Genomic DNA, 24295 nt, shown 5'->3' with positions numbered 1-24295 from the left:
ATTGACATTTTATTTGGGGGTGATTAGAAATTATCATATTGAATTTAAATATTATTTGAAAAAACATTTGAAAAAAGGTTGTGGATTATATACAAAAGGGATTAAATACTTTGCGCCAAAATTTATCATTTTATTAAAAGGGTTGACCTTTTTTGTATCATTTTCTGCTGAGGAATGAGCGTTGAAATATAATAGCCTGAATGACTTTTTAAATTACGTTAAAGCACGTGATCCAAATCAACCAGAGTTTTTACAAGCTGTGGAAGAAGTTATGACCAGTTTGTGGCCATTTATTGAGAAAAACCCAGAGTATGCTGAGCACGGTTTGCTTGAACGTCTTGTTGAGCCAGAACGAGCGATTCAATTCCGTGTTTCATGGGTAGATGACAAGGGTCAAACTCAAGTTAACCGTGCTTTTCGTGTTCAATATAATTCTGCTATTGGTCCATTTAAAGGCGGCATGCGGTTTCACCCATCTGTAAATCTCTCTATTTTAAAATTTTTAGGTTTTGAGCAGACGTTTAAAAATGCCTTGACCACACTGCCTATGGGCGGTGGTAAAGGTGGTTCTGATTTCGATCCGAAAGGCAAATCAGACGGCGAGATCATGCGTTTTTGCCAAGCATTAATCATCGAACTTTACCGTCACCTTGGTTCTAATACTGATATTCCAGCAGGGGATATTGGTGTGGGTGGTCGTGAAGTAGGTTACATGGCGGGCATGATGAAAAAGCTCAGTAATGACACTTCATGTGTATTTACGGGTAAAGGTTCATCATTCGGTGGTTCTTTGGCTCGCCCAGAAGCAACAGGTTTTGGTACAGTTTATTTTGCTGAAGAAATGCTAAAAACTCGTGGTGAAAGCTTTAAAGATAAAATTGTGGTGATTTCAGGTTCGGGCAATGTTGCGCAGTTTGCTGCAGAAAAAGCCATGTACTTAGGTGCGAAAGTGGTTTCATTATCTGACTCAAACGGTACAGTACATGTAAAAAATGGCTTTACTAATGAGCTTCTTGCTGAAGTGATGGAACTTAAAAACGTAAAACGTGGACGTATTTCTGAGTTTGCTTCAAAACACGGGTTTGAATATTTAGAAGGTCAACGCCCTTGGTCAATTCAGTGTGATATTGCATTGCCATGCGCAACGCAAAATGAATTAAATGAAGAAGATGCAGATGTACTGCTTGCCAATGGTGTAATCTGTGTTGCTGAAGGTGCCAATATGCCTTCAACACTAGAAGCTGTAGAAAAATTTGTAGAAGCAAAAATTCTTTATGCACCTGGTAAAGCATCTAATGCAGGTGGTGTTGCCACTTCTGGTCTTGAAATGTCACAAAACTCGATTCGTTTGGGGTGGACATTTGAAGAAGTGGATGAGCGCTTACATGCAATTATGAAAGAAATTCATCGTAACTGTGTGAAATACGGTACTCAAGCTGATGGCACAGTGAACTATGTAAATGGTGCAAATATTGCTGGTTTTGTTAAAGTTGCCGATGCAATGTTAGCGCAAGGCGTGTTCTAATCTCAGTTTGATTTTGAACTTAAAACCGATGCTTTTGCATCGGTTTTTTATTTGAGCGATTTAAAAAACAGCGACAAGCTTATTTGCTCGGAATGGTTTCAACAATTGAGTCGAGTTCATATTGGTATTGAGACTGATCAGCTGCAGGATTGGCAATTTCTGTGCGTTTGACCTTAATAATTTGAGTAGACTTTGAATTATGGGTAAAGCCGTCAATAGAGTCATAAAAATAACTCGCTTCTTTCTCAGTATAATTCTTTTGACCAGTTTCGCTCAATGTTAATTCACGGACTAAAAGACAGGTTTGTGGTGCAACACCAGTACAAGGTCGAGTTTCAGGACTGACCTCTAAAAAAATAATTTGTGGTTGAGTTGCTGTATTTGAAACTTGGGTCTCTATAGATGCAGGCGTTGGAACTTTTTGAGTTGTGGATTCTTGGCTACATGCCATGACGAGCAACGGTAAGAGTAGTGCAATGCTTAATTTGTGATTCATGATTTTACCTTTATCGATCTTGCTGTATTAAAAAATGAGCTTTGCTGCAATCACTATGGATTGTTAAGTTTCTATTATTGAGTGTATATATTCACTGCTTTTTTTAATTATTGTTCAATATTAGATGTTCTGCATCGATTAAAATAAAGATGCAAAGTTTAAGATAGAAATGTTTTGATAGTCTGATTGAAAAAGCATAAAACTGATTTAAATCTAGGTGTTTATAAATAGTTAAACAAAGAAAAGCTGAAGTTCAACTTCAGCTTTTCTATACAATTATTTTACAGTTTCACGTTCGATAATCATGTCTTGTACATAAGCGTATTTAGACTGATCAGCAGCAGGGTTTTTAATCTCATAACGTTTTACACGAACCACTTGGCGCTCAGCAGGGCTATGAGTAAAGCCTTCGATTTGGTCATAGAAATATGTCCAATCTTTATCTACTTGGGTTTTTACACCATTGTCAGCATATTTGATTTCGCGTACTTGTAAGCACTGCATTTTTCTTACACCAGCAGAACATTCTTTAGTTTCTGGGCCGATTTCTAAGAAAATTGTTTCACCTTGGCTTTGGTATTTAGTTTCAGGTGTCATTTTACCTGTAAATACAACTTTACCACCTGTCGCGTTTACCAAAGTAAGCGTTGGGCTTTCAGTGTTTGCTGTATCGAGTACAAATGCTGTTTTATTTGATTGGAACAATGCAGCAGCAAAACTTTCTTGTTTCATTAATTCAGGAGAACACATCATATTGGTTGATGCAATATTGCCTGTAACTAATAAACCGTTTTCAACTTTTGCACTGGTCATTAGTCGGTTACAGCCAGTCGCAACACTTAGACGTTGGTCTGCAAAATTAAGTACGATAGGTTGTTTGGTATCTGCTGGTTGATAAGACCATTGATAAGCATTTAATGTTTGCTCTGCATTACCTTGTTGTTGTAATACTTTCACAGCGGTATCACCCAATTTTTGAATATCGCCAGATTGGCAAGCCGCTAGGGCTAAAGGAAGTACAGCTAATGCTAAATATTTGAATTTCATATTCTATTCACGTTTTAAAAAACTATGCATAGGATAAACCATGAAACACTAAAAGATATGGATACAATTTATTAATTCGGTTTCAATATGTATCCATATAACTAAAAGTTAAACAATAATTAACAAATTGTTATCATTTCTGCTGAATTTTGATCAATCAGGTTCTTTAGTCAAAACGATAAATATCCATACCTAGCGCACCCATTGAAAAACTACTGTGCACAATACTAAAGCGATGGCCTGTACCCATGGCGAAAAAAAGAGGCGCAAAGTGCTCAAGTGTTGGGTGATTTTTCTGTAGATAAGGAATGCTATCCCATTCCAATACCGCATCATAATTACTATGGTTGAGTTTGCTCACCACATAATTTCTAAATGTAGATGCCCATTCAGGCACATTCTCATCTTTGCCGTTCCATGACAATTCTCTTAAATTGTGAGTGATACTGCCTGAACCAATCAATAAAATTTGTTTTTCACGGAGTAGGGCAAGTGCTTGACCAATTTGGTAGATTTGATCAGCATGCATATTCATCGGTAAAGAAATTTCAATGACTGGAATATCTGCCTCAGGATACATATGTAATAAAGGCATCCATACACCATGATCACGAGGTCGAGTACTATTTGCATGTGCAGGGAGGTGAGCTTCAGCCAAGAGATGTAGAATTTCTTCCGCCAATTCAGGATTTCCTGGTGCGGGATAGCGAATCTCATACAGCGCTTGAGGAAAACCACGAAAGTCATGCCATGTTTCAGGGCGTACACCTGTATTGACTTCTAAAGCCTCACTTTCCCAGTGGGCAGACATCACCACGATGGCTTGTGGTTTTGGCAAATTTAGACCAAGACGATGTAGTGCAGGACCGACTTGTTCAGGATCTAGCGCAAGCATGGGAGAGCCATGTGAAATGAATAAACCTGGGAGTGTTTGTAAGTTCATATCTTTGTGCCTAAATGATCATTAAATACAGCGTGAATTGCCCATTCTAGCTAAAATGTATGCTCTCAATAAGCCTTTTATTTCAACAGACTGTTTCAACAATGCAACTTTTGCCCAATTATATGACTAGCCAGCACGATGATACGGATGATTATGGTTAATACTCATCGCACGATAAAGTTGTTCAATCAGCATAACCCGAACCAATGGATGGGGTAGAGTCAGTTTTGACAGTGACCAGTGCCAAGCAGCAGCTTTTCGCACCGCTTCAGAATGCCCATCTGGTCCGCCAATGGCCAGTGCAACATCATAACCTTCAAGCATCCAACCTTTCATGGTTTCAGCCAGCTTTTCAGTACTAAATTCACGTCCGCCTACTTCAAGTGCAATCAATACTTCATTGTGTTTCAGTTGGCTGAGAATACTATCGCCCTCAATTTGGCGATATTTTAAAATATCTGCTTCGGAATCATTTTTGCCACGCTTTGCCATCGGGAGTTCAATAATTTGCGTCTGTACAAAAGGTTGGATTCTTTTGAAGTAATCCTCAAAACCAGTTAATACCCAAGCAGGCATTTTTTGACCAATGGTCAGAATACGGATTTTCATATTAACAATTTCTAACGTGGTAATTGCATCATTATAGCGCGATATTGGTTATTCTCAGGCGTACAACAAGAACTGAATGTCTAATTGCTGTTTTTTTAAATTATAGCTATACCAACACGCTTTTTAATTGGATTTATACATGCAAATAGCTTATCCAAATTTTTTAAATTTAAACTATCTTTTTATTATATTGCTCAGCTGTGGGCTTTCAACAGGGAGTGTCGCAGCAGAACAACGCTATGATCAGCAAGCTGAACCTGATCGTTTAAACAGTTATTTACAACAAATGATTCACCCCCAAGCGTTTCGAAATTATCAAAATATTCAAGAGCTCGATCGAGTTGCGGCATTCATTAAACAACAACTTGAACAGTTTGCGATTCCTTGTGAATACCAGCCTTATCAAGTCAAAGGCAAAACCTATCGAAATGTAATCTGTCACTTACAAATGGGTCATGCCAAAAAAGTGATTGTTGGTGCACATTATGATGTTTATGGGAATTTCAAAGGTGCTGATGATAATGCTTCTGGTGTGGTGGGGCTAATAGAGATTGCGCGAATTTTAGCAGCCAATAAGGCCAGTCTTAAACAGAATGTTGATTTTGTCTTTTATACATTGGAAGAACCTCCGTATTTCCGTACTGAACATATGGGGAGTTATATTCATGCACAATCCATTTTAAAACAAAAAGATCAAATTCAAGCGGTGTATATTTTGGAAATGATTGGATATTTTGACCATAAAAATGTTCAGGATTATCCATCGGGATTAGCTTTGTTTTATCCCAAACATGGAAATTTTATTGGCGCAGTGAGTAATTTCACTTCACGTGGTTTGGGCGAAAAATATTGTGATGCCATGAAAGCGTTAAAACGCCTTGATTGTCAAAGATTGATAGCGCCATCATTTGTACAAGGCGTGGATTTCTCAGATCATTTGAATTATTGGCGCTTCGATATCCCTGCTATTATGATCACAGATACGGCTTTTTTTAGAAATAAGCATTATCATACCCAAGAGGATACTGTTGAAAAACTCAATTTAAATAAGATGGCGGAAGTCATCAATGGTGTGGTGTATACAGTTTTACAAGACTGATATTTTTCAATCTGGTTATATCATTTGCTATTTTGATCAAAGGAGAGCTTATGCAATACGGTGCAATGCAATTGCTCTCGATGTGGATTAAGGATCGGAAAATACAGAATCAATCGGTACATACCTTAGATGCTTATTTTCGAGATGTATCCAACTTTATTGATTTTTGTTATGACAAGCAGATTGAGTTAAAACAAGTCGAAGCTGCAGATTTAAGAGAGTATGTAGCTTATCGGGTTGAAAAAGATCAGCTTTCGACCAGTAGTTTACAACGACATTTAACTTCAATTCGTCAGTTTATGAAGTGGGCCAAACAAGGTGGTTATTTAGAAATCAATGCCGCGGATGATTTTCAGATAAAGCGGCAAGCTCGACCATTACCAGGGATGATCGATATTGAAACGGTTAATCAAATCATGGATCAGCCCGAACCTGAAAAGCCAATCGAGAAGCAGTTGTGGTTACGAGATAAGGCTATTCTGGAATTGCTCTATTCCAGTGGCTTGCGCTTGGCAGAAGTGCAAAGTTTAACCATACGAGATATTGATTTTACCCGTCATTTATTGCGTATTACGGGTAAGGGGAATAAAACTCGAATCGTACCTTTCGGCTCTAAAGCGAGAGACAGTCTGATTGAATGGTTAAAAATCTATCGAATCTGGCAGGGGGAATTTAGCCCTGAATCTTTGGTATTTATTACTCAACGCGGCACAAGTATTAGCCCACGTCAGATTGAAAATCGAGTCAAATACCAAGCACTACGTGCAGGGGTAAATGTTGATTTACACCCACATTTATTACGTCACTGCTTTGCCAGTCATATGTTATCCAATAGTGGAGATCTGCGTGCAGTGCAAGAAATGCTAGGACATAGCAATTTAACCACTACACAGATTTATACCCACATCGATTTTGATCATCTGGCACAAGTCTATGATCAAGCGCATCCGAGAGCTGCTGCATCGAAAATAAAAAATTGACCTTGAATATAAGGCTTTATTAAGCGTTGATCTTTGTATTTTGTAGCGAATAGACCTGTTGAGAAGCACTGTTGGTTTTTTGATAAAATGCACAGTGCTTAAACACATTTAGCACAGAAAAAAGTCGAATAGATAATTGTTTTTAAAAATGCTCTCATGTATATCTAGGTTTGGTATTTATTCAATACATTTCTATTGATTCAATTTTGCAAAAAAATTAGGTCTTTCAATGATCCCTGAACTTGAACAAAAATATAAGCAACTGACTGACGCTCAAAAAGAAATTTTTAAGGGCTATGGCTTACGTCAAATTAAACATTTTGTAGAATTCAGCCTCCCCAAAATTGAGGCAACTTTACCGCAAGAAGGAAAAGTATTGGGTATCAATGCTGAGGGTAAAGTTCAAGCTGTAAATACCGCAACCAATCAGACCTATTTATGGATATCAGACCAACAATGGCAAGCGGCTCAAACAGTGTCTAATCATATTGACTTAAAAGAAGACTTTATTGAGATTTGGCAAGTGCTGGAGCTCAAAAATCAAGATTTGATTGATTTAAGCCATATTCATCGCGATTTTTTAGCAAGCATGGCGAAATAGTTCAATACTCAAATTGAAAATCTTGTTTTTGAATTCGATAGAGCTTCTCTTCATGTAGTGGATGGTGCTCATCAAAATCAGGATGTAGAAAGTCATGAGAAAAGCTCATTCCAATTTTTTTCATGACATTTTGCGAAGCAAGATTATGTTTAGCTGTAAATGCAACAATCTCTTGAAAATTCAGTTCTTCAAATGCAAATCTTAGACATGCTTGAGCTGCCTCAGTTGCATAGCCTTTATTCCAAAATTTTGGATCAAGTCGCCAGCCAATTTCTATACATGGTGAAAATTCAAATTTTGAGGGTTGTTGATGTAGTCCCACACACCCAATAAACTCTTGAGTTTCAATCAATTCAACGGCCCAAAGTCCCCAGCCTTTGATTTCGATTAAATATTTAATCTGATTTGCCAGTTCGTCACTTTGCTCACGATTTAAAATTTTGGGGAAAAATTGCATCACTTCAGGGTTTGCTGTGATTTTTGCAAATGCATCGTAATCAGAAGCTTGCCATTGTCGAAGTAAAAGACGATCTGTACATAATTCATAAATCATTTTTATTAAACATCCTGATCAAAGCACTGCTTAGATAGAAAAGGGCGATAATTGTTAACGCATTGCCTCAGTCATATTTGGCTCGATATGTAGATCTTTGTTTTACGATATAAAATTTTGCATCGCCCAAGATAACCCGCATATTGACCAGCGTTACAGCTTTGGATTTTGTATACGGTAAAGTACATGTTCAGCCAAAGCATGGTTTTTGTCTAAAGCAGGATGCATAAAGTTTTCAACATAATCCATACCAAGTCGTTGCATCACTTTTTCCGAAGCTTGATTCAGTACTGATGTGAAAGAAACAACCTGTTCTAAAGCTAATTTTTCAAATGCAAATGCCAAACATTGCTGAGCGGCTTCCGTTGCATAGCCCTGATGCCAATATTGTTGTGCAAATCGCCAACCAATTTCAACACAAGGAGAGAAAGCATATCTTTCCGCTTGATTGGCTAGACCCACAATACCGATAAATTGCTGATTTTCTTTTAACTCAACCGCCCAAAATCCCCAACCATATTTGGTAATTGAGTCTTGAAATCGATGTGCCAAAAGGTCACTTTCGTTTTTTGACAAGGTCGTTGGAAAATACCGCATAACGTCTGGATCAGCATTTAAATCTGCAAAAGCTTCAAAATCAGGAGCTTGCCATTGTCTAAGAATAAGTCTAGGCGTTTCTAATTGAACGGGGGGATTAAATGTTTTCATATTCACCAAATACGTATTTTTGAATTACAGATCTTCAAGGGGTAGCTGAAAGCTTTGTTTAATAATTTGACTTGGGACATCCGTTTTTACACTGGTAATACCATTCTTTTTGGTCAAATGTGTCGACTGAAATTTACGATAGCTTTCTAAATCAGGGACCACCACTTTTAACATCGCATCACATTCACCCAGAATAATATAACACTCCATGACCTGAGGCAGTTCTTTCATTGCTTCAATAAAGGTATCAATGGTTTCAGCATCTTGCCCTAACAACCAGATTCTTGAGAATAGCATCAATTGAAAGCCAATTTTTTGTGGATCCACCACTGTTGTATAGTTTTGGATAACTTTGGCTTCTTCTAAGAGTCGAACTCGTCTTAGGCATGATGAAGGAGAGAGCCCAATCTCACGAGCCAGATCATTATTTTGGATTCGACCATTGGCTTGTAAAGCACGAATGATATTTTTATCAATACGGTCTAGCTTGATTAGAATAGTCTTAGATGAAATTTTCATAAATTAGAATTTAATTTGAAAAATAATCATCATTATAGAATATTTGAAATCCTATTTTAAGCATTTTAAAAGATACTGTTTTCTTCTCGTAGTCAAACTTCAGAAAGGGAAAAGAGATGTCTGTATTTGTACTTTTTGCCTTAACGGTACTTCCGTTAATTTTCACACCAGGACCAGATATGTTATTTATCCTGTCACAAGTGATAGGTAAAGATGCGAAAGCAGGCATGATGGCGACAATCGGTATTTGTTCTGGCTATCTGGTTCATTCGATTTTGGTTGCGCTTGGCATTGCCGCAATTATTGTTTCATTCCCAGTATTGTTTGAGACGATTCGATATTTGGGGATCGCCTATTTATTGTATTTAGCATTTCATTTGATTAAATCAGTATTTAGCCAAAAGACATTACGTATTGAGCAGAAAGCGGTTTCAAATCCTATTCGCAAAGGCTTTGTTACGGCATTGTTGAATCCAAAAGGCATGTTGATCTATTTTGCGATTTTGCCACAATTCATCGATAAATCAGGTAACACCGTGTTTCAAGGCTTAGCCTTGTCAGCAATTTTTATTGCTTTGATATTCTTGGTGTATTGTGGTTTGAGCCTTTTGATTGCTCAATTGACCAAAGAGCAGCACATCAATGAACGTAAGCAAAAATGGATTGATGGTGGTTCAGGGACTTTGTTGACCATTGCAGCTGCATGGTTATTGGCAAATTAATCCAAGCAGAAACAAACGGGTGATTCTGAAAAGAAGCCCGTTTTTGCATATTTAGTATTTTGTTACAAGTTTAATGCCAAAAAGTTCACAAATTTAATCAATAAACATACTTAGAAAAATTGCTGAATCTGTCTAAAATGACAGAGCGTAGCAGTATCGATGAAAGGCTAGTGTCATCCCTTTGATTGATTGATAATTTATCTTAATTCTTTTGATTATTTATACAGAATCAATACAAATAATGTTATTTATCAATATATAAATATTGTCGAAATAGTAGCCTTACGTGTCTAAGTTAAATTATTTAGAAAAAATGTGAACTGTACGTTCAAGCTTTTTTATGACTTTTTACAGTAGTTTTGCGAATTGTGACTTGACCGAAATGCCAATCACATTGCAAGATAGGACACCTAAATAATTTTAAATGAAGCGTTATTATAACTCTTCTTAACATTTACTTTTGCTAAAACAGCCGAGGATTACATGAAGGCTCTTGTTGCTGTAAAACGTGTGGTTGATGCCAACGTTAAAGTTCGCGTTAAACCGGACAATAGTGGGGTAGACCTTACTAACGTTAAAATGTCAATTAACCCATTCGATGAAATCGCAGTTGAAGAAGCGGTTCGCTTAAAAGAAAAAGGAACAGTTTCAGAAATCGTTGTTGTTTCTATTGGACCAAAAGAAGCGCAAGAACAAATTCGTTCTGCTATGGCGCTTGGTGCAGACCGCGGTATTTTAGTTGAGGCTGATGACAGTCAACTTGGCGCTTTAGAAGTTGCTAAAATCCTAAAAGCTGTTGTTGAACAAGAACAACCACAACTTGTGCTTTTAGGTAAGCAAGCAATTGATGACGACTCTAACCAAGTTGGTCAGATGTTGGGTGCTTTACTTGGCGCTGGTCAAGGTACATTTGCTTCTGTAGTAACAGTAAATGGCGATAAAGTTCAAGTAACTCGTGAAGTTGATGGTGGTTTACAAACTGTTGAGTTAAATACTCCAGCGATCATCACTACTGACTTACGTTTGAATGAGCCACGTTATGCTGCGCTTCCAAACATTATGAAAGCACGTAAAAAGCCACTTGATACGAAAACTCCTGCAGATTTCGGTGTTACAGCAACTTCTAAACTTAAAACAGTTAAAGTTGAACCGCCTGCAGAGCGTAAAGCTGGTGTACAAGTGAAGTCTGTAGACGAGCTTGTTGAAAAACTTAAAAATGAAGCGAAAGTGATCTAATACAGAAGGATAAAATCATGAGTATTTTAGTTATCGCTGAGCACGACAATAAGACACTTAACGGTGCAACTTTAAACGTTGTTGCTGCGGCTCAAAAAATCGGTGGTGATATCACTGTATTGGTTGCAGGTTCTGGTGCTCAAGCAGTTGCAGATGCTGCTGCGAAAGTTGCTGGTGTAAGCAAAGTTTTGCTTGCTGATGATGCAGCTTATGCAAACCAATTGGCTGAAAATGTAGCGAAACTTGTTGCTGAATTAGGTAAAGGTTATTCACATATCCTTGCTGCTTCAACAACAACAGGTAAGAACATCTTGCCACGCGCTGCTGCACTTTTAGACTCAAGCATGATTACTGACATCATTGCTGTTGAAGGTCCTAAAACTTTCAAACGTCCAATTTATGCAGGTAATGCCATTGCTACAGTTCAATCTGACGAAGCAATTGTTCTTGCAACTGTACGTGGTACAGCTTTTGATCCTGTTGCTGCTGAAGGCGGTTCTGCTGCAGTTGAATCAGCGGCTTCTACAGGTGATGCAGGTATTTCTAAGTTCATTTCTGAAGAAATTGTGAAATCAGAACGTCCTGAATTAACTGCTGCGCGTATCGTTGTATCGGGTGGTCGTGGTGTTGGTTCTGGTGAGAACTATCATAAAGTACTTGATCCTCTTGCTGACAAGCTTAGTGCTGCTCAAGGTGCTTCACGTGCTGCGGTTGATGCTGGCTTCGTTCCTAACGATATGCAAGTTGGTCAAACTGGTAAAATCGTTGCGCCTGATCTCTACATCGCTGTAGGTATTTCTGGTGCGATCCAGCATTTGGCAGGTATGAAAGATTCTAAAGTGATTGTTGCAATCAACAAAGATGAAGAAGCACCAATCAATGCTGTAGCTGACTATTGGTTAGTTGGTGATTTGAATACTGTTGTTCCAGAATTAGTTTCTAAACTTTAATTCTCGAATTAAGTTTCAAAAAAACGCACTTAGGGTTTCCTAAGTGCGTTTTTTTATTTTAGAAATTTATTGAATGCGTAGATGGATGGTGTGCACGGATAAATAAAGTCGTGATGGTGGGTTATTCTCTATTCGAATAAAGAAACTCTGAGTAGCTTCTCTCAGCAGTCCTTTTTATAGTCTAAATCAATTTAATAGCTCCTTTATTGTCATTTTTTCTCATAGGGATAAAAAACCTTGCAAAACTCATATGATTCGCGCTACACGATCTTTTTTTGATTTATAAAAGTGGTTTTAAATATAAGCTGTCATAAAATAAAAACAGTGATCAAAATGCTATTTTCATTTTTTCTGATCTTAATTTTTATGTTTAAGATGCTGTATCTCGCGTGATTATTTTATCAATAAGTAGTTGATGTAGGGAGATCAATGCTTTGGCGAAAAGAACAAGAGAGAATCAGTGGATAAATACCTTGAAGTCCAATTTTAAACCCGATAAGATCAAAGCATAAACACAATTAAATTTTCCATCGTATACTGGCGACATACAGAAAATTCCAGTGTAAATCAGCTGTTACAGGCATAACATTGTATTTAATCCTGTAGTGTCTCTTGACCATTCTTTTAATTCTATACTTGTTGGCGCGTTAGACTGGCTGATTCTGTCGTTTTAAATCCTTGCGCTTTTCCATTATTGCTCAATTCCTTATCATCTCACCTAGAATAGCTATAAATATGAAGTGTCCTAAATGTTACGCTGAGAATATCAATGAAGCCATGAAATGTGGTATTTGTGGTACTCGTTTAAAACATGTTAAACAGACCAACAATTTAACAGGCAATAGCAATGTTGAATTTTCTGTACGCCGTGAAAATAAGCAAGAGCAGTCAAATCCCACACATAATATAAAACCTCGTCAGACTCCGCCGAATAATGAAACAGAAAGCAATCAGCATACATCTGTAGGTGATAAGGCGAGTGCGTTACTTGAATCATGGCAGCAGAGAGTCGCAAATACACAAAGAGAGTCGCAAAATCAGCCTAAAAAGAAAAATTTTAAAATTGTCTGGATACTTTTAGCTGTATTTATGTTTGGTCCCGCAGTGCTTGGCGTTATTTCAAGTGTGGTTATTCCTATCGTTATGTCTGTTATTGGGTCATCTAATCAAGATGAGGCTGCAACCACAGATGTAGCATTACCCGCAAGCGAAGAGGTGGTGTCTAACGAATACCAAGCACGTTATTTTGATATGCAAGCTTATCAAGCGCGTTTGGCACAGTATTATGATGTCAAGCATCGTTTTGCGACGAGCCTAAAAGATATTGAAAAGTTTGAACAGACCCAGTTTAGTGATTTTATTTTTGATCAAATTGAAATCACACAACAAGGGATTTTAGTGGGTAAATTCACTGATGCGCCTGCAAGTCGAATATATATGGTTCCACAGCTGGAAAATAATCAAATTCGTGATTGGCAGTGTTATCGCGTAGCAATCAGTGATGATTTGCTGCAACACTGTGAATTGCTTCAGTCAGATCCATATAAATTATAGAAATTTACAACACTCTATATTTGGAAGTGTTTAGATTTTTTTGACCAGTGGGGTGGACTTAGTATCACTTTCTCATATTTTTTGCCATATCGGATTTTATATGGCAATTTTCATGTTTGAGTTGTTTTAATCGATCCGATACAAACCTGTTTGATGTGATTTATTTTTACTGATAAACATCGCAAAAATAGTGAATGAAGCACACCATTGAGTATGATTGGATAGATAAAAATAGGTCAGGTTTTGAGATAAAAATACCCAATCATTTATAAATTTAGCGATGCTTAATTGAGCGCCCAATCAGGCGATTTTTTATTGTCAATAAATCGTTAAAATTGTTTAAAAATACTACAAAAAATCATGATTATAGTGTGGTCGGATAGGCACAAAATCGCTTGGTTTTATGCTATAGTGTGCGACTGAATTTTAGATTTTGGCTCAACGCTTTTTGAGCTAAATTTTGACTAGCTAGATTATATAAATGAGCAGTTGCTGCTTGCACTGTTTGTAATAAGGAGTATGCATGAGCGTATCGGAAATTAGACCGATTGCCATTGAGGATGAACTAAAAAGCTCATATCTCGATTATGCCATGAGTGTTATTGTATCTCGTGCATTACCAGACGTGAGAGATGGTTTAAAACCTGTTCATCGTCGTGTGCTGTTCGCTATGCACGAGTTAGGCAACGACTATAACAAAGCCTATAAAAAATCTGCACGTGTTGTTGGTGACGTAATCGGTAAATATCACCCACATGGTGATTCAGCTGTTTATGAAACAATTGTTCGTATGGCTCAAGATTTTAGTCTACGTTATCAATTGGTTGATGGTCAGGGTAACTTTGGTTCTGTCGATGGTGACAGCGCAGCAGCAATGCGTTATACCGAAGTCCGTATGCGTAAGCTCACCCATGAAATGTTGGCTGACTTAGAAAAAGATACAGTCGAGTGGGAAGATAACTACGATGGCTCTGAGCGTATTCCTCAGGTTATGCCAACACGTATTCCTAACTTATTGATCAATGGTGTGACAGGTATTGCTGTCGGTATGGCGACCAACATGGCGCCACACAACATGACAGAAGTAGTTAATGCATGTTTGGCTTATGCAAATAATCCGAACATCTCAATTGAAGGATTGATGGAATATATTTCTGGTCCAGATTTCCCTACAGGCGGCATTATCTATGGTAAATCAGGAATTGTAGATGCTTACCGTACAGGTAAAGGTCGTTTGCATATTCGTGGTAAATACCATTTTGAAGAAGACCAAAAAACTGGTCGTACGACGATTGTTTTCACTGAAATTCCTTATCAGGTCAATAAAGCAAGAACCATTGAACGTATTGCTGAATTGGTCAAAGAGAAAAAACTTGAAGGTATTTCAGAACTTCGAGACGAATCTGATAAAGATGGGATGCGTATTGCAATTGACTTAAAGCGTGGCGAAAACGCTGAAGTTATTGTCAATAACTTATTTTTAAATACTCAACTTGAAAACTCATTCAGTATCAACATGGTTTGCCTAGACAATGGCCAACCTAAGCTGATGAATTTAAAAGACATCATTGCGGCATTTATTCGTCACCGTCAAGAAGTGGTGACACGCCGTACCATGTTTGAATTACGTAAAGCGCGTGAGCGTGGTCATATCTTAGAAGGTTTGACTGTTGCTTTAGCCAATATTGATGAAATCATCGAAACCATTAAGACTTCTGCGAATCCAGCTGAAGCACGTGAGCGTTTACTTGCTGGCGAATGGGCGGGTGGAAATGTTGTTGCATTGCTAGAAAAAGCGGGTGCAATTTCAGTTCGCCCGGATGAGATTGAAGGTGAAGATCCAAGTCGTCCATTTGGTTTAGATGGTCAGCTTTATCGTTTATCTCCAGCTCAGGTTGGTGCAATTTTAGAATTACGTTTACATCGTTTAACCGGTCTTGAACAAGATAAGTTACAAGCTGAATATTCTGAAATTTTAGCTCAAATTGCTGAACTTACAGCAATTTTAAATGATTTCAATCTTTTGATGAATGTGATTCGTGAAGAACTTGCATTGGTTCTTCAACAATATGGCGATGCACGTAAAACGGACATTGTTGAATCACGTATTGATTTCTCTCGTGAAGATTTGATTCCAGAAGAGCAAGTTGTTTTAACTGTTTCAAAAACAGGTTATGCAAAAACTCAACCATTGTCTGATTATGCTGCACAGCGCCGTGGTGGACGTGGTAAATCTGCAACTTCGATGAAAGAAGATGATTATATTCAACATTTAATCGTGACATCGAACCATGCAACTGTTCTGTGCTTTACCAATGTAGGTAAAGTTTATCGCTTAAGAGTATTTGAAGTACCTCAAGCGTCACGTGGTGCAAAAGGCCGCCCAATGGTGAACTTATTACCACTGGATGCAGAAGAGACCATTACAGCGATTCTTCCTGTAATCGATGCTCCGAAGAAATTTACTGAGCGTTTAACTGAGTTTAGAACTTTTGTCCGTGCCAACGTTGCTCAACTGCGTGAAAACACAATTATCGACTCACATTATGAAGCACTAAAAGCTGCGTTTGCAGAGCTTGGTGAAAATCCAGATGACTTATCAGATGCTTTACGTAAGCAACTCAAAGAAATTGGTATTGAGCTTTCTGCTTCTGATCTTGATAATGAATTAATTGCTGAATTTGCTGAACGTGTAGAAAGTGTACGTAAAAACTTCTATGTATTTATGGCAACAGCATCAGGTACAGTAAAACGTGTTGAATTAGAGCAGTTTGGTAATGTTCGTTCAAATGGTTTACGTGCGATTGAGTTGAAAGAAGAAGATACTTTAATCGGTGTTGCAATTACTGATGGTGAACAGCAAATCATGTTGTTCTCAAATGAAGGTAAAGCAATTCGTTTCTCTGAAACTGATGCTCGTGTGATGGGTCGTACTGCGAAAGGTGTTCGTGGTATGCGTGTGGCATTGGCTGCGGCACAAACAGAAGAAGATGTTGAAGTTGATGTAGATTCAGATGATGAAGATACTGCAGATTCAAATACCAATGTGGTGAGTCGAATCGTTTCGTTAGTTGTTGTACCAGAAACTGGCGAAGTGTTATGTGCTTCTGCAAATGGTTATGGTAAACGTACACCAGTAGATGACTTCCCAACTAAAAAACGTGGTGGTAAAGGTGTTATTGCCATTAAAACATCTGAACGTAATGGTGAGTTAGTGGGCGCTGTTGCCATCGATGAATCTAAAGAATTGATGTTGATTTCTGATGGTGGAACACTGGTTCGTACCCGTGCTTCTGAAGTAGCGAGAACAGGTCGTAATGCCCAAGGTGTCCGTTTGATCCGCTTAGGTAATGAAGAAGTCTTGGTCGGTGTGGTTGCAGTTGAAGCTGTCGAAGCTGATGATGAGATTATCGATCAGTTAGACGCGATCGAAGGCGAGACTGCTTTAGATTCAGAGAATTTAATTGATTCTGAAAAATTAGTTGATGATGAAACTGTTATGGATGAAGGTGAAACTGAATCTGATAATACTGAATCTGACGAGTAATTTTTAGAGAAATAAGAAGAGCGCTTAGGCGCTCTTTTTTTGTATTCTGATCAAGCTTATAAAATCTACAGTTCTGATTAAATCTTATCAATTGAGCTAACGATACATAGCTTTTTTCTAACGAAACCAAATAAAAAATAAGTAAAAGTAAATATGAACAAAGCTATAATTGAGGTTTTGAATATAAAATAATATGCTTAAATTGATCTACTATGTTCCAGAATCACACCTTGAAGCTACCAAACTTGCAATTTTTCAAGCAGGAGCGGGTGGTATTGGTGATTATGAACATTGCGCTTGGCAAGTGTTAGGAACAGGGCAATTTAAACCGTTAAGCGGTGCAAAGCCTTTTATTGGTGAGTTAGATCATTTAGAGCAATTGCCTGAATGGCGAGTGGAAACCATCGTTCCTGAACACAAGGCCAAACAAGTGGCAATCGCTTTAAAAGCAAGTCATCCTTATGAAGAACCTGCTTTTGAGTTTATTCAAATGATTGATATTGAATAATAGTTTAAAAATCTCAACCCTCTTCTGAACAAAGAGGGGGGTATTGATTAGCTAAAATTAAACTTTTTGAATAAACAAATCACGATCAAAACGGTATTGTGGGAAGAATACGCCATCTTCAGCACGTTCACCGGCACTAATCACCATGACTGGAAACTCTTTATCTCCTAGATTGAGGATCTTGCGAACCAAAGGTTCATCAAAACCTTCCATCATGCAACTGTCAAAACCATAAGCACGTAAAGCCAATACCAAGTTTTCACAAGCCAAGGCTGTCGTTTTACTGGCCCAAAGCTTTGCATCAGCTGGGTTAAACGCAGTCACAGGGAGTTGTTTATCTAAAGTGCGTGCAACTTTAAAAGCCACTTTTTTAAAGTTACCTAAAGCATTCAGATAACCTGTTTTATAGTTATATGCGATAAATTTATAATATTGTTTTACTGCTCTTGGCGCTTCAGGCATGGGGAAATGGGTTAAATTGTTTTTTGCCATTTCATCAATACGGTCAATACGTGCCACACATACAATCAGTTCTGCTGCTGTTTTTGCTGATAATTGGCTTAAACAAGCTTTGACTAATTTTTTCTTTTTCGCTTGAGACTGAACCACATAGAACGTCCAAGGCTGTAGATTTGATGAGTTTGGTGCCAATAAAGCCAAATCTAAACAAGCATCTAAAACATCGGCAGGAATTTGCTTTTCAGTGTATTTACGTACCGAGCGACGACTTTCTATGACTTTACGGAAATTTTCAATATCGATATCTTGTGGAGCGGGTTCATAATAGCGCTTCTTGGTCGTTGTATCTTGTGACATGATCTTTACCCATAATTAAATGAACTGTTTTATTGGATTCAAAATGACCAAAGCCACTGAATAATACTCATGCAGTGGCTTTGCTCAGATTCACTCAATTAATTAAATTGCGAGAAATTTGGCTTACGCTTTTGCATAAATGCAGCAACGGCTTCAGCCATTTCAGGTGATTTAACGCGTTGCATAAAGATCACAGCTTCATCATCCACGCATTGAATAATCTCTTCAAGATTATGTTTCATTAACGCTTTGGTTTGCTTGATTGAAGCCAATGGAAGTGCTGCAAGGGTTTGTGCTTGATGTAAAGCGTGACCATATACATCATCTTCAATACTATTGATTAAGCCAGCATTGAGTGCTTTTTCACTGTTAAATTTTTGCGCAGTTAACAGCAATTCAGCCGCTTTATGATATCCCGCTTGTTGAATCAACAGTTTGCTTGAAGCACCCTCTGGAGAAAGTCCTAAGCTGACAAATGGAATTTGGAACAGGGCTGTATTGTCTGCATAAACGAGGTCAGCATGTAAAAGTACTGTTACTCCGATCCCAATCGCTACACCGCGGACTGCACAGATCAATGGTTTAGATAAACGTGCAGCAGATTTTAATAATACAAATGGAGGGCCATCACCTTCTTTACCTTCAAGTGGTTGTTGAATGAAAGCCATAAAGTCTTTCATATCATTACCCGCACTAAAGTCAGCATCTGCACCACGTAAGATCACCACACGAACATCACGATCTTGATCAGCTTCATCTAAGGCTTTTGCAATCCATAGATACAATTCACCATACAGTGCATTTTTTGCTTCTGGTCGATTAATTGCTAAAGTCAGTACACCATTCTCTAAATTTGCGTTTAAATGTTGATGTGGCTGTTGAATACAACTAAGTGTCATCGTACTATCCTTGCTTTAAAATTTAATTGGATTTTATGCCCTCATTATGTCGCATATTTGAAATTCTGTTGCAACTGATGAGTTCATAAAAAATTACTTTTATGACTTATAAATTTGATTATCTTGTTTATATTGGACGTTTTCAGCCCTTTCATCTCGCGCATATGCAAACCATTAAAATTGCATTACAACAAAGCCAATATGTAATTTTGGCCTTGGGTTCTGCGCAAAATGAACGGAATACTAAAAATCCTTTTCTGGCATCAGAACGGGAACAAATGATTTTGTCTAATTTTTCTGAAGCGGATCAAAAACGAATCAAATTTGTACATGTTATTGATGTTTATAATGATACTAAATGGGTGGAACTGGTTAAGTCCTTGGTTAATGCTACTGTTCTAGAGACCGATAAGATTGGCTTAATTGGTCATTTTAAAGATGATTCATCTTATTACTTAAAACTATTTCCAGAATGGCAAATGGTTGAACTGGATAGTTTAGTCGGCTCTATTTCTGCGACCCCGTTACGTGAAGCGTATTATCGTGGTGAAATTTATCAGGTCGAATTTCCTTTGGGCACAGCGGAGTTTTTAGAGAAATTTCAAAAAACGGAAATTTACCAACAATTAAAGTACAAATACCAAACGCAAGACAAATCAAATCTTTAATGTTTTTTGTGTGCATTGCAATACACTGAATAGAAATATATAGAATATGAATGGAGTATTGCATGCAGTTTAAATCAGTCATTATAAATGGGGCGTTATTGGGTAGCTTTGTTATTTCGATTTCAAGTTATGCCGCGTCTTGGACATTGACACCCAATAGTGATGTTGGATTTCATATCGACTCATTGGGTATGAACATCGTCAAAGGGCAATTTAAGCGCGTTAATTCTGCCCTTAATTTTGATACGAGCGCTCCGCAAAATGCATCTACTGAATTTGTGATGGATGTAAATAGCCTAAGTATTAATAAATCTTCCTTGAAAAATATGATTATGGGTGAAGACTTATTCTATGCTGCTAAATATCCTTCCGCTTCTTTTAAAAGTACGGCATTTAAACCGCTTGCTAATAATAAGTATCTAATTTCAGGTAATTTAACCTTGCGGAATGTGACTAAGCCTGTAACTTTTAATGCGACAATTAAACCCAATCTAAATAATCCAAAATTGCTGGATTTTAGCTCTACTACAGTCATAAAGCGTAGTGATTTCGGAATGAAAAAAGCTGTGGGTGGCGTTGGAGAAAAAGTGAATATCCAAGTGTCTGGGCAGTGGAAAGCACAATAAAAAACAGCCGAGATAGAAAGGGGCAGGGTGCGTTATTTTTTTAATCTCATCGTTATTTCGAGCCTGTTTTTTGAGTCTAATATTTTAGATGTTCAATTAAAAAATCAATGAATAAGCGGATGTGTCGTTGTTCATATTTATTCTTAGGATAAAGCAGGGAAAATTGCCGTTGAGTACCTGAATATTGTTGTAGGACTTCGACCAGCTTTCCTTGTTTTAAATCATTTTCAATAATAAAACGGCAGGTTTGCAATAGACCACCACCATGTTGAGCTAAGGTAATGGTGGCTAAAATATCTTCACTGCAATTCAAGTGTCCTTGCGTTTGAATCTCTATAACTTCATTTTCAATGAGCATAGACCAAGGCACTTCTTTTCCTGTGCTGGGTAAGATAAATTGAATACATTGATGATGTTGTAAATCGGCAATCTCAGTAGGTGTGCCATGTTTCTTTAAGTATTCAGGAGAGGCGACAATCAGTAAGTCGGCTTTTTCTAAACAACGAGCAATTAAATTGGATTCAGGCACATTACGCCCCCGAATAGCAAGATCAAAACCTTCGGTAATGAAATCTACATTTTTATTGGTGAGCTGTATATCCAAGTTAATTTCAGGGTAAAGCTGCTGGAATTTAGGTAACAGAGGTAGAACTCTAAAGTGACCGAAAGGTGTTGGTAAACTCATCCTGATTATTCCAGAAGGTTGAGCTGATTTATTTTTTAATCTTAATTCGACTTCAGCAATTTGTTTGAGGGCCTGCTGACACTCTAAAAAATATTCCTCACCCGCTTGGGTTAAACGAACATTGCGTGTTGTTCGATTAAACAGTTGAATCCCTAAGCGACCTTCTAAACGAGCAATGGATCGGCTTACCGCTGCGGGTGTTAAACCAGCTTGATAGGCAGCCTTGGAAAAACTTCGTTGTTCTGCAACGAGACAAAATATTTCAACACTACTCAACATTGTTCGTTTGAATGTTGTGTTCATTATATACACCATGTAATAACTGAATTGATATTATGAGTATTTATTGTTCATGATGTTAAGAATAGCATGAAGTTAAAGCAACTTAAGGAATAAGCAGATGCAACTTTTTTACACAGCGGGTGCATGTTCACTTGCGCCTCATATCGTATTACAAGAAATTAACCAAGATTTTAATTTAGTGAAAGTTTCTTTTAAAAATCATCAGACAGAACAAGGTCAGGATTTTTTGAAAATTAACCCGAAAGGTCAAGTGCCATTTTTAATCAGTGATGATGGCTTGCATTTGAGTGAGGGTGCGATCATTAGCCAGTATTTGGCTGAGGTTGCTAAACGTAGTGATTTATTACCTACATTTGGTGATTTAAAGCGCTATAAAGTATTGGAGTGGATGAACTACATTAGTTCGGAATTACATAAATCGTATGCACCATTTTTTCAAAAAGGGTTTGATGATACGAGTAAAAATATTTTTAAAGAGAAATTATTAAAACAATATACATGGGTCGACGAGCAAATTCATGATTCAGAAAATCTGTTGGGGCAAGGATTTACCATTGCAGAGATTTACTTATTTGTTGTGACTCGTTGGGCAACATTGATCAATTTAGACTTAAGTCATTTGAAATCTTTACAGGCTTTTATGGCGCAAATGCAACAACATCCATCTGTACAAAAAGCCATGCAAGCTGAAGGTCTTCTCTAGGAAAAAATCCAATGCCGTATGTTTTATAAATACTGAGTAAAACTACGGCAGCTCTAAGTTTGAAGTATGTGATTGAAGCAAAGTATTTCCATGATGTTTTAACACTACTTTATAGCGAAAATCGTGGCTGGGTTATTCTAAAAGTTTTTCGCTATACGTATTAAGATAAGATACTTTAATTTAGGATGGTCGTAGCTCTATAAAGCTTAATCCAGAATAGATTGAGTATTACTAATTAAATCCAATGTGAGTTTTTCCAGTTGCTTAGATTGTTGTTTCCAATGATGCCAATATAGATGTAAATCGGTTCTTGCTTTGGGCATGATTTCAAGCAATTGTCCTGTTGCTAATTCTTTTTGAATTTGCATTTTAGGTACCATGCCATAACCCAAATCGAGCAAAATCGCATCTACAAAAGATATTGCAGAAGGAATAAAGTGGCATGGATAGCTGCTTGGCATCAAACCAAAAACGTGTTGTAAAACTTCGGCATGTACATGGTCTTTATCATTAAAAATAACAGCTGGGATATGCCGTAACGTTTCACGTTGAATACCATGCTGAAAGTAAGTGTGAATAAAATTCGGTGTAGCAACCATCCTATAGCTCATTGTACCTAAATGAATCGCCTCACAGCCTTTCATAGGTTTTGATTCGGTCGAGATACAGGCATTGACCAATCCCGCTTCAAGAAGGTGGTGGGTTTGGGTTTGATCATCAATTTTTAAGTCTATAACAATTTTTTCTGTGAGTAAGGTGTGTTGAATTGTGGGTAATAGCCACGTCACTAATGAATCGGCATTAGTGGCGATATTTAATTTAAAAAATTGTGATTGTGAACTTTGTCCTTGAAGATTCTGAATTAAATTTTGTTCCATCAAGCGATGATGTTGCAGGAAAAGTAACACTTCCTGACCTGCTTGAGTAACTTTACATGGTCTTTCTCGAATGATCAGCACTTGCCCTAGTTGTTTTTCCAAAGTTTGTAAACGTAGCGTTACCGCTGATGCTGTGATATTCAAACGAATCGCAGCTTGTTCAAAGCTACCTGTTTCGGCAACTGCTAGAAATGCTTCACTATGCTTACTTTGTAACATGCTGATCCTCAAAAAATTGGGCGTTTTTTATATAAAGATATAAGTTATTTAAAAAAAACCACATCAAGAATAACTAAGAAAAACTTAGCTAAGATGATATTTATTTAGAAATACTCATTTAAAGAGATAAGTTTGGATAATAGCACAGTCCATTCAAAACTTTAAAAGTGTAGTTTTAAAATGTTGCAAAGTTATATGCAGGGGTTGGCTGTTGGGTTTAGCTTGATTATTGCAATTGGCGCTCAAAATGCTTTTGTACTCAAACAAGGTTTAAAAAAGCAACATGTATTTTGGGTTTGCGTGGTCTGTGCCGCATCTGACTCGATTTTAATTTTATTGGGTGTACTGGGATTTTCTAAAGTCATTCAAACGCATCCAGAGTTTGTCGATTGGGCAAAATATTTTGGAGCAACGTTTTTATTGATCTATGGGGCGCAACATTTTCTACAAGCTTTTAGAACATCGACAGGTTTAAAACCGAGTGAAAAAAATGAATCCAAGCTGATGAAAATGCTTCTGATTTGTTTAGCTTTAACTTGGCTTAATCCACATGTTTATTTGGATACAGTGGTTTTAATTGGTTCTATATCGACAAAGTTTGAATCTACCGCGCTTTATTTTGCGATTGGTGCAGTAACAGCATCGTGGTTATTCTTCTTTAGCTTAGGTTTTGGTGCACGCTTTTTACTCCCGGTTTTTCAAAATCAACGTTCATGGCAAATATTAGATTTTATTATTGCATTGGTTATGTGGGGAATTGCAATCTCTTTACTGCTTTGATTGGTATTGTTGGATCAAGTCAGCGTAATGATCTTTTTCAATGTGAAAAAAGGGAACAATCTATATCGGGTTGGAGTATGTTCTCAATAAGAAGATTTAAAGTCCCTGGCACGTTTTAAGT

At 37.4% G+C, this 24295-nt stretch carries 25 protein-coding genes; 14 read left to right on the top strand and 11 right to left on the bottom strand.

What is annotated here, in order from left to right; all coding sequences use genetic code 11:
• Positions 1-181 precede the first annotated feature (181 nt).
• A complete protein-coding gene (gdhA, locus tag AC07U8_RS15210; protein WP_004823182.1) occupies positions 182-1525 on the top strand; it encodes an NADP-specific glutamate dehydrogenase in 1344 nt (447 codons plus the stop codon).
• Positions 1526-1604: 79 nt separating this feature from the next.
• Here gdhA and AC07U8_RS15205 read toward each other — a convergent pair whose 3' ends face one another.
• The 4 genes from AC07U8_RS15205 to rlmH form a co-directional block, all read right to left on the bottom strand.
• Complete coding sequence (locus AC07U8_RS15205; RefSeq protein WP_004823181.1) at positions 1605-2021, bottom strand: DUF4377 domain-containing protein; 417 nt, start codon at positions 2019-2021, stop codon at positions 1605-1607.
• Positions 2022-2297: 276 nt separating this feature from the next.
• Positions 2298-3068, bottom strand: a complete 771-nt coding sequence (locus AC07U8_RS15200) for a DUF4377 domain-containing protein (RefSeq protein ID WP_494738215.1) — start codon at positions 3066-3068, stop codon at positions 2298-2300.
• Between the two features lie 166 nt (positions 3069-3234).
• Positions 3235-4011 (bottom strand): dioxygenase family protein, encoded by a 777-nt coding sequence (locus AC07U8_RS15195; protein ID WP_494738214.1) that lies wholly within the window; start codon positions 4009-4011, stop codon positions 3235-3237.
• A 126-nt stretch (positions 4012-4137) separates the two neighbouring features.
• Entirely contained in the window at positions 4138-4620 is a 483-nt protein-coding gene (gene rlmH, locus AC07U8_RS15190) for a 23S rRNA (pseudouridine(1915)-N(3))-methyltransferase RlmH (RefSeq protein WP_004717243.1), read from the bottom strand.
• Positions 4621-4759: 139 nt separating this feature from the next.
• Between rlmH and AC07U8_RS15185 the strand changes: the two genes are divergently transcribed.
• From AC07U8_RS15185 to AC07U8_RS15175, 3 genes are all read left to right on the top strand, one after another.
• The gene (locus AC07U8_RS15185) at positions 4760-5719 is read left to right on the top strand and encodes a M28 family peptidase (protein WP_494738213.1); all 960 of its coding nucleotides are present in this window, start codon (positions 4760-4762) and stop codon (positions 5717-5719) included.
• Positions 5720-5799: 80 nt separating this feature from the next.
• Positions 5800-6699, top strand: coding sequence for a tyrosine recombinase XerC (locus AC07U8_RS15180; RefSeq protein ID WP_314336273.1), 900 nt, complete (start codon positions 5800-5802; stop codon positions 6697-6699).
• Between the two features lie 229 nt (positions 6700-6928).
• Entirely contained in the window at positions 6929-7300 is a 372-nt protein-coding gene (locus tag AC07U8_RS15175; RefSeq protein WP_004717237.1) for a hypothetical protein, read from the top strand.
• A 1-nt stretch (position 7301) separates the two neighbouring features.
• Here AC07U8_RS15175 and AC07U8_RS15170 read toward each other — a convergent pair whose 3' ends face one another.
• The 3 genes from AC07U8_RS15170 to AC07U8_RS15160 all read right to left on the bottom strand — a co-directional run bounded on the left by AC07U8_RS15170 (position 7302) and on the right by AC07U8_RS15160 (position 9080).
• Positions 7302-7853 carry a GNAT family N-acetyltransferase gene (locus AC07U8_RS15170; RefSeq protein ID WP_096734789.1) on the bottom strand — a complete coding sequence of 184 codons (552 nt, stop codon included), beginning with the start codon at positions 7851-7853 and terminating at the stop codon, positions 7302-7304.
• Positions 7854-8006: 153 nt separating this feature from the next.
• Positions 8007-8561, bottom strand: coding sequence for a GNAT family N-acetyltransferase (locus AC07U8_RS15165; protein ID WP_494738212.1), 555 nt, complete (start codon positions 8559-8561; stop codon positions 8007-8009).
• A gap of 24 nt (positions 8562-8585) precedes the next feature.
• Positions 8586-9080 (bottom strand): Lrp/AsnC family transcriptional regulator, encoded by a 495-nt coding sequence (locus AC07U8_RS15160; RefSeq protein WP_004717233.1) that lies wholly within the window; start codon positions 9078-9080, stop codon positions 8586-8588.
• Positions 9081-9196: 116 nt separating this feature from the next.
• On the opposite strand from AC07U8_RS15160, the gene AC07U8_RS15155 reads away from it, so the two are divergent.
• The 6 genes from AC07U8_RS15155 to AC07U8_RS15130 all read left to right on the top strand — a co-directional run bounded on the left by AC07U8_RS15155 (position 9197) and on the right by AC07U8_RS15130 (position 17597).
• Complete coding sequence (locus AC07U8_RS15155; RefSeq protein ID WP_056518144.1) at positions 9197-9802, top strand: LysE family translocator; 606 nt, start codon at positions 9197-9199, stop codon at positions 9800-9802.
• Positions 9803-10285: 483 nt separating this feature from the next.
• Complete coding sequence (locus tag AC07U8_RS15150) at positions 10286-11038, top strand: electron transfer flavoprotein subunit beta/FixA family protein (protein WP_004823176.1); 753 nt, start codon at positions 10286-10288, stop codon at positions 11036-11038.
• Positions 11039-11055: 17 nt separating this feature from the next.
• Positions 11056-11988: an FAD-binding protein gene (locus AC07U8_RS15145; RefSeq protein ID WP_004717227.1), complete on the top strand. Its 933-nt coding sequence runs from the start codon at positions 11056-11058 to the stop codon at positions 11986-11988.
• Positions 11989-12723: 735 nt separating this feature from the next.
• Entirely contained in the window at positions 12724-13542 is an 819-nt protein-coding gene (locus AC07U8_RS15140) for a zinc ribbon domain-containing protein (RefSeq protein ID WP_270384864.1), read from the top strand.
• Positions 13543-14065: 523 nt separating this feature from the next.
• Positions 14066-17089 carry a DNA gyrase subunit A gene (gene gyrA / locus AC07U8_RS15135; RefSeq protein ID WP_270384862.1) on the top strand — a complete coding sequence of 1008 codons (3024 nt, stop codon included), beginning with the start codon at positions 14066-14068 and terminating at the stop codon, positions 17087-17089.
• 193 nt (positions 17090-17282) lie between these two features.
• Positions 17283-17597 (top strand): YqfO family protein, encoded by a 315-nt coding sequence (locus tag AC07U8_RS15130; protein ID WP_004823167.1) that lies wholly within the window; start codon positions 17283-17285, stop codon positions 17595-17597.
• A gap of 57 nt (positions 17598-17654) precedes the next feature.
• On the opposite strand, the gene AC07U8_RS15125 is transcribed toward AC07U8_RS15130, so the two are convergent.
• Positions 17655-18413, bottom strand: coding sequence for a nitroreductase family protein (locus AC07U8_RS15125; protein ID WP_270384859.1), 759 nt, complete (start codon positions 18411-18413; stop codon positions 17655-17657).
• 98 nt (positions 18414-18511) lie between these two features.
• Positions 18512-19312, bottom strand: a complete 801-nt coding sequence (locus AC07U8_RS15120) for an enoyl-CoA hydratase (protein WP_004717217.1) — start codon at positions 19310-19312, stop codon at positions 18512-18514.
• A 101-nt stretch (positions 19313-19413) separates the two neighbouring features.
• Between AC07U8_RS15120 and AC07U8_RS15115 the strand changes: the two genes are divergently transcribed.
• Together AC07U8_RS15115 and AC07U8_RS15110 are read left to right on the top strand one after the other, a co-directional pair.
• On the top strand, positions 19414-19980 hold the full coding sequence (locus AC07U8_RS15115) for a nicotinate-nicotinamide nucleotide adenylyltransferase (protein WP_034612542.1): 567 nt from the start codon (positions 19414-19416) through the stop codon (positions 19978-19980).
• A gap of 62 nt (positions 19981-20042) precedes the next feature.
• Positions 20043-20606: a YceI family protein gene (locus AC07U8_RS15110; protein ID WP_270384856.1), complete on the top strand. Its 564-nt coding sequence runs from the start codon at positions 20043-20045 to the stop codon at positions 20604-20606.
• A gap of 76 nt (positions 20607-20682) precedes the next feature.
• Here the strand turns inward: AC07U8_RS15110 and AC07U8_RS15105 are convergent, their stop codons facing one another.
• Positions 20683-21594 carry a LysR family transcriptional regulator gene (locus tag AC07U8_RS15105; RefSeq protein WP_303576278.1) on the bottom strand — a complete coding sequence of 304 codons (912 nt, stop codon included), beginning with the start codon at positions 21592-21594 and terminating at the stop codon, positions 20683-20685.
• Positions 21595-21691: 97 nt separating this feature from the next.
• On the opposite strand from AC07U8_RS15105, the gene gstA reads away from it, so the two are divergent.
• Entirely contained in the window at positions 21692-22297 is a 606-nt protein-coding gene (gene gstA / locus AC07U8_RS15100; RefSeq protein ID WP_303576277.1) for a glutathione transferase GstA, read from the top strand.
• Between the two features lie 206 nt (positions 22298-22503).
• Here gstA and AC07U8_RS15095 read toward each other — a convergent pair whose 3' ends face one another.
• Positions 22504-23394, bottom strand: a complete 891-nt coding sequence (locus AC07U8_RS15095) for a LysR family transcriptional regulator ArgP (protein WP_314336097.1) — start codon at positions 23392-23394, stop codon at positions 22504-22506.
• Between the two features lie 180 nt (positions 23395-23574).
• On the opposite strand from AC07U8_RS15095, the gene AC07U8_RS15090 reads away from it, so the two are divergent.
• Entirely contained in the window at positions 23575-24174 is a 600-nt protein-coding gene (locus AC07U8_RS15090; RefSeq protein WP_494738211.1) for a LysE/ArgO family amino acid transporter, read from the top strand.
• Positions 24175-24295 lie beyond the last annotated feature (121 nt).

It is taken from the genome of Acinetobacter sp. GW821-FHT01E09, from assembly GCF_059422385.1.
Note: the sequence above shows the minus strand (reverse complement) of the source record. Positions and strands in the feature narration are given on the sequence as shown.